The sequence below is a fragment of the Duganella violaceipulchra genome (assembly GCF_019166075.1).
Classification (GTDB): domain Bacteria; phylum Pseudomonadota; class Gammaproteobacteria; order Burkholderiales; family Burkholderiaceae_D; genus Rugamonas; species Rugamonas violaceipulchra.
This window is the reverse complement of the sequence record NZ_JAHTGR010000265.1, coordinates 1-221: the sequence shown is the minus strand read 5'-3', so window position 1 is coordinate 221 and position 221 is coordinate 1. Positions and strand designations below refer to the sequence as shown.

At 63.3% G+C, this 221-nt stretch carries 1 protein-coding gene; it reads left to right on the top strand.

What is annotated here, in order from left to right; translation table 11 throughout:
• Positions 1–221 (top strand): hypothetical protein (locus KVP70_RS33990; protein ID WP_217946824.1); only part of this gene is annotated, 221 nt, incomplete at both ends.

Sequence of the window (221 nt, the reverse complement as noted above, 5' to 3'; positions counted from 1 at the left end):
CGACGAACCGACGGTCCCGTTTGGTTTGCTCAACATCCAAGGCGACGGCAGGCAGGTAGAAGAAGCCAGTATCAGCCTGAGCGCAGACTTGGCCGAGCGCATCCGCATCAGTGCGCGGCAAGAAGGCGTCACGCCGGCGGTCTTGTTCCATGTGGCGTGGGCGCAGGTACTGGGGCAATGCAGCGGGCGTGACGACGTCGTATTCGGCACGGTGCTGTCTG